At 55.5% G+C, this 5,311-nt stretch carries 7 protein-coding genes; 1 reads left to right on the top strand and 6 read right to left on the bottom strand.

The features are described from left to right. The 5 genes from ACPLUI_RS03410 to ACPLUI_RS03390 form a co-directional block, all read right to left on the bottom strand. Positions 1 to 710, bottom strand: a 710-nt coding sequence (locus ACPLUI_RS03410; protein ID WP_424658874.1) for a CobW family GTP-binding protein, incomplete at its 3' end; no start/stop codon positions are given. 190 nt (positions 711 to 900) lie between these two features. Continuing rightward, entirely contained in the window at positions 901 to 1,434 is a 534-nt protein-coding gene (gene cobO / locus ACPLUI_RS03405) for a cob(I)yrinic acid a,c-diamide adenosyltransferase (RefSeq protein ID WP_424658873.1), read from the bottom strand. A 78-nt stretch (positions 1,435 to 1,512) separates the two neighbouring features. Beyond that, entirely contained in the window at positions 1,513 to 2,295 is a 783-nt protein-coding gene (locus ACPLUI_RS03400) for a TatD family hydrolase (RefSeq protein WP_424658872.1), read from the bottom strand. Between the two features lie 9 nt (positions 2,296 to 2,304). Further along, positions 2,305 to 3,858 carry a methionine--tRNA ligase gene (gene metG, locus ACPLUI_RS03395; protein ID WP_424658871.1) on the bottom strand — a complete coding sequence of 518 codons (1,554 nt, stop codon included), beginning with the start codon at positions 3,856 to 3,858 and terminating at the stop codon, positions 2,305 to 2,307. 63 nt (positions 3,859 to 3,921) lie between these two features. Further along, positions 3,922 to 4,092 carry a hypothetical protein gene (locus tag ACPLUI_RS03390; RefSeq protein ID WP_424658870.1) on the bottom strand — a complete coding sequence of 57 codons (171 nt, stop codon included), beginning with the start codon at positions 4,090 to 4,092 and terminating at the stop codon, positions 3,922 to 3,924. A gap of 419 nt (positions 4,093 to 4,511) precedes the next feature. Here ACPLUI_RS03390 and ACPLUI_RS03385 point away from each other — a divergent pair, with 419 nt between their 5' ends. Further along, a complete protein-coding gene (locus ACPLUI_RS03385) occupies positions 4,512 to 4,766 on the top strand; it encodes an AbrB/MazE/SpoVT family DNA-binding domain-containing protein (RefSeq protein WP_424658869.1) in 255 nt (84 codons plus the stop codon). A 71-nt stretch (positions 4,767 to 4,837) separates the two neighbouring features. On the opposite strand, the gene ACPLUI_RS03380 is transcribed toward ACPLUI_RS03385, so the two are convergent. Next, a partial coding sequence (locus ACPLUI_RS03380) for an SAM-dependent methyltransferase (RefSeq protein WP_424658868.1) occupies positions 4,838 to 5,311 on the bottom strand: 474 nt, incomplete at its 5' end.

Genomic DNA, 5,311 nt, shown 5'->3' with positions numbered 1-5,311 from the left:
CTGGCGAGCTGCGTACTTGAGAAGGTTCCCTGAAACTTGCGCGAGAAGCTGTAATAACTGGGGATATCCAGGGCACTCTGGGGCCTCCGGCAAACCTTCCTCTCCCTGGGAGAAGAAAAACCGGTTTGAGAGGTTACCTGCAAATCCGCCTGGCTGACCCGACCGTGGCTCGTAGCGACAAAACGCGCCCGCGGGTTGAGCTCCCTTATTTTTTTCGTCAAAGAGCGAACCTTTTCTTCCGGGACCAGGTCACATTTGTTCAACACCAGCACATTGGCCCTGCAAATCTGTGATTCGGTAAAAAGCGGAGATTGCTTGTAGAGTTCGTTAAAGGAACTGGCATCAATGACATGGATGATGGTAAAGCGGTGGTCCATTAAATGCAGGCCCATTACCTTCGCCGCCGCCAGCAGCCCTTGAACCGCAGCCACACCGGGGTATTCTATGATCAACCTGTCCGGCGAGAGGAAACTCGCCACATGGGGAATTTGCCTGGCCATGTCGGCGCTCAAGGTACAGTAAATGCACTCACAGCCCAATTCCAGCACGTCAGGTGCATCCTGGGCCAGAAGAGCACCATCAATACCTATCTCTCCAAACTCTCCTACCAGAACGGCCACCTGCTCCCGGTGGGCCAGTTGCCTTGCCAGGTGCTGAATAAGAGTGGTCTTGCCGCTGCCGAGGTAGCCTGTTACAATGTTCACGATCATGGTCAACGCACCTTGTTTCTACGCTAACAAAGGTTTGCTTTTTATTTTACTTTATATTCTCACTACCTGTAAAGCCATTTTAAGCAAACAGTCAATTCTGTCCCGATAAACGTCAAAAATCGAAAGAAAAAGCCACCCCCTCAACGGAGGGTGACCGGCCTCGCTCATCCGGGGTAAACACAGGGGAAACTTAAAACTCGATCCCCCGCTGGGCTTTAATCCCCTTTTGATAGTGGTGCTTGATTTCCCTCATCTCAGTGACCAGGTCGGCCCGGTCAACAATCTCCGGGGGGGCGTCCCGGCCGGTAAGCACCATATGCAGCCCGGGCGGCTTTTTATCCAGCAGGGCGAGTATTTCATCGAGGCCAATGAGGTTGAACTTCAAAGCATACAGGATTTCATCCAGGATGATCAGGTCAAAGTTCCCTGCTGCCAATTCCTTCTCCGCCTCATTCAGAGCAGCCCGGGCTGCCGCCCTGTGTTCTTCCAGGCTTTTCCCTTCGACCACCCGGGTAAATCCCTCCCCCAGCTGGCGAATTTCAAAGCGAGGTCCCAGCCGGTCGGGAGCATTCAGTTCACCGTATTTCCAGCCGCCTTTAATAAACTGCAGTACCAGAACTCTCAACCCCTGCCCCCAGGCCCGCAGGCCCATCCCCAGGGCGGCAGTGGTTTTACCTTTGCCATTGCCGGTAAAAACCAGGATCAACCCTTTTGTTTCAGCCATTTAGCCCATCCCCCCAATTAGATTCCACAACTGGTTTCGGGATAAATGATTAACATCCTTTAATTCCTTTAATTTTATCTAAAAAGCTTCCGGCAGACCGAACAGGCGCCGGGCATTTTCCGTGGTTGCTCTGGCCAGAACTTCCAGGCTCAAGCCTTTTAAGGCTGCTATTTCCTCTGCCACGTAGCGAACATAGGCAGGCTCGTTGCGCTTTCCACGCCGGGGCTGGGGGGTAAGGTAGGGAGCATCGGTTTCCACCAGCAGGCGCGAAAGATCCACCCGGGCGGCCACCTCTTTAGGCCGGCGAGCATTGGGATAGGTAACGGGCCCCGCAAAGGAGATGTAAAAGCCCATGGCCATACATTCCCTGGCCATTTCCCAGCTGCCAGCAAAGCAGTGCATTACACCCCCGGCCGGCCCGATACCGTCTTTGCGCAGTATGTCCATAATATCCCCGTGGGCGTCCCGGTCATGGATGATTACCGGCAGGCCCAATTCCCGGGCCAGGGCCAGTTGCTCCCGGAAGACTCTTTGCTGTACGTCCCGCGGGCTCAGGTCCCGGTAATAGTCCAGGCCGATTTCCCCAATGGCCACCACACCCTGCCGGCGGCTCATTTCCCGCAGCCGGTCAAGGTAATCCTCCGGGGCCTCACCCGCATCGTGAGGATGGATGCCCACGGCAGCAAATATAAAGGGATATCTGGCGGCAAGAGATATGGACCGGGCGGAAGAGGCCAGGTCATAACCGACATTGATAATCTGCACCACGCCGGCCTTCCGCGCCCGGTCCAGCATTTCTTCCCGGTCGGCCTCATACTTGCAGTCATCCAGGTGGGCGTGGCTGTCAATCAGGTGAATCATGCTAACCCCCTACTTTTCCTTTCCCAGAGTCTTCAGATCGATGCGCGGGAAGAGAGCTTCGCCCCGGCGCACTTTCAATCCCGCCGGCAGGCGCCCCCAGCTCAAGGACTCCCAGGTGTGGAGTTCAGACCGGTCGGCTATACCCAGCTGGAACCAGATCCGGCCGGGGGTGTTGGGCATAAAAGGAGTAATCAAAACCCCGATAAAGCGCACGCTTTCAGCCAGGTTGTAGAGCACGGTATTAAGGCGTTCCCGTTTGACTGGATCCCGGTTCAGAGCCCAGGGCTCCGTTTCGTCAACGTACTTGTTGGCCCGGTTGACCAGCTTCCAGATAGTGCCCAGGGCACCCGAAAGATCCCGGCGGTCCATCAGTTCCTCCACCGCTGCGGGGGTTTGTCCAGCCAGCTCGATTAATTCCAGGTCCACGCTCTCCGCAGGCCCGGGCTGGTGCAGCACACCGGCGGAATACTTTTCAACCATACCCAGGGTCCGGCTGACCAGGTTCCCCAGGTCGTTCGCCAGGTCAATGTTGATGCGGTGCACCAGGGACTCCTCGGAATAATAAGCGTCCGCACCCAGAGGCATTTCCCGGAGCAGGTAGTAACGAATGGCATCCACCCCGTACCTGTCAATCAGGATCAGGGGGTCCACCACGTTGCCTCTGGATTTGCTCATTTTACCGCTCTCCAGCAAGACCCAACCGTGGCCGACCACCTGACGGGGAAGTTCGATACCGGCAGCCATGAGGATAATAGGCCAGATGATGCTGTGGAAGCGCACGATGTCTTTCCCCACCAGGTGAACGTCAGCCGGCCAGAACTTGCGGAAAAGGCTGTCGTCCTCGCTACCGTAACCCAGAGCCGAGATGTAGTTGGTCAGGGCGTCCACCCACACGTAGATCACGTGATCGGGATCAAAGGGCACCGGGATACCCCAGTCGAAGGTAGTCCGGGAAACGCACAGGTCCTCCAGCCCGCTTTTTATAAAGCTGATCATTTCGTTGCGCCGGGAAACGGGCTGGATGAAATTAGGATTTTCCTCGATGTACTGCAGCAGCCGGTCGGCATACCTGGACAGGCGGAAGAAGTAACTTTCCTCCCGCACCAGCTCCACCGGACGGCCGCAGTCCGGGCAGTTGCCATCCTCCAGCCTGCTTTCCGTCCAGAAAGTTTCGCAGGGGGTACAGTACCAGCCCTCGTAACTGGCCTTGTAAATATCTCCCTGGTCGTAAAGTTTCTGAAAAATAGCCTGGACCACCCGCTTGTGCCTTTCCTCTGTGGTGCGGATGAAGTCGTCGTAACTGATGTCCAGTTTTTTCCATAGGTGTTTGAACCCGGCTACAATTTTGTCCACATACTCCTGGGGGGTCACACCTTTAGCCCGGGCAGTACGCTCAATCTTCTGGCCGTGCTCGTCGGAACCGGTCAAAAACCAGACGTCATAACCGGTAAGGCGCTTGAACCGGGCCATGGCATCAGCAGCCACGGTGGTGTAGGCATGGCCGATATGCAGGTTGTCGCTGGGATAGTAGATGGGTGTCGTGATATAAAACGTTTGGCGCAAAAACAGATCCCTCCTGATAGCCGGATATTTAACGCCGCTCCGCCATAAAAAAACTCCGCCCGCTTACCGGGACGGAGGTTTTTCCGTGGTACCACCCAGATTCACCCCGGCCTCACGGTCCGGAGCCTCGGCCAGTACGGCCACAAAGGGGGGCCTTTGCGGCGATACTGTAAGCGTGGATAACGGGCGCTCACCCCGGCCACCACCTACTGACCCTTCACCTGGTTGTCCCACAAGCGTGATTCAGCTCCCGCTCGTTCCAGGAACCTCGCGGACCCAAGCTAGCGTTCAATTTTCGGACTCCGGCGGGCTTCCCGGCAAATTTGGAATTGAAAGCGGGCCTTTTGTGGCTAACGGGCGTTCAGCGGGCAGCTCCGGGGCCATGTTCAAACTGTCTTCCCCGGCGGGGCTTTCACCCGGCCCCCGCTCTCTGTACGGGTACTGGCAGTCCTACTCTTCCCCTTCATCGCATTTTCCCAACACCTACATTGTATTTAAGAAAACATTCACCTGTCAAGTTTTCCCTTGCCCCGAGAATTTTATACAAAAAAAGTCAGAACCTATTGACTTTTACTGGGTCACCTGGTACCATTTACTTGTATGATAAACTATTTTCTTGTCGATCAATGTAATTTAAAGGGGAGGGAAAGACCTTGAAATCAACAGGTGTTGTCAGGAAGGTGGACGAGCTGGGTAGGGTGGTTATCCCTATCGAGCTGCGGCGGACTCTGGGGATTGATGAAAAAGACGCCCTCGAAATCTACGTGGACAACGAAAAGATCATCCTCAAGAAGTACGAACCGGGTTGCGTCTTTTGCGGCAACGCGGCCGATGTGCAGCTCTACCGCGGCAAACTGGTCTGCCGGAATTGTGCCATGGAAATGTTTGAAAACGCCAAGGCCATCTAGCGGAATCATACATAAGTCATGGTATATGCTGAAGGGGCCGGGTGGCAGGGTTTTTGAGTACCAGCCGGCCCTTAAGAATTTCCACCATCATCCCGAACCACCTGGTTGTAAACGTCCCGGCGGGACATCCCACGCAAACGGGCCACTTCCCGAATAGCTTCTTTTTTATCCATACCCCGGGCTTGAAAGAGGGCAACATGCTCCCTCAGTGAAAGCTCCTGCCAGGATTCCTCACATTTATCAGACACTTCTCCTTCGCGGGCACCTGCCACCACAAGGGTAAACTCACCCCGCGGAGACTGAAGCCGAAAGTGTTCCACCGCCTGGAGTAATGTACCGCGCCAGATCTCTTCATATTTTTTGGTCAGCTCCCGGGCCACGGCAACCTGCCGGTCCCCGAAGATGTCGGCCATATCGGAAAGGCTTTCCACAAGACGGTGAGGGGCTTCGTAAAAGATAATGGTCCGCCTTTCTCCTCTCATCTCCTGTAGCCTGCGCCGCCGGGCACCGGTCGCCGACGGCAGGAAACCTTCAAAACAAAAAGA

It is taken from the genome of Desulfofundulus sp. (genome assembly GCF_049701015.1).
Taxonomy (GTDB): domain Bacteria; phylum Bacillota; class Desulfotomaculia; order Desulfotomaculales; family Desulfovirgulaceae; genus Desulfofundulus.
Note: the sequence above shows the minus strand (reverse complement) of the source record. Positions and strands in the feature narration are given on the sequence as shown.

Excerpts from the sequence above, each read along its gene's own strand:
- cobO (WP_424658873.1), bottom strand. The coding sequence starts at position 1,434 with ATGGCTGAAACAAAAGGGTTGATCCTGGTTTTTACCGGCAATGGCAAA.
- ACPLUI_RS03400 (WP_424658872.1), bottom strand. The coding sequence starts at position 2,295 with ATGATTCACCTGATTGACAGCCACGCCCACCTGGATGACTGCAAGTAT.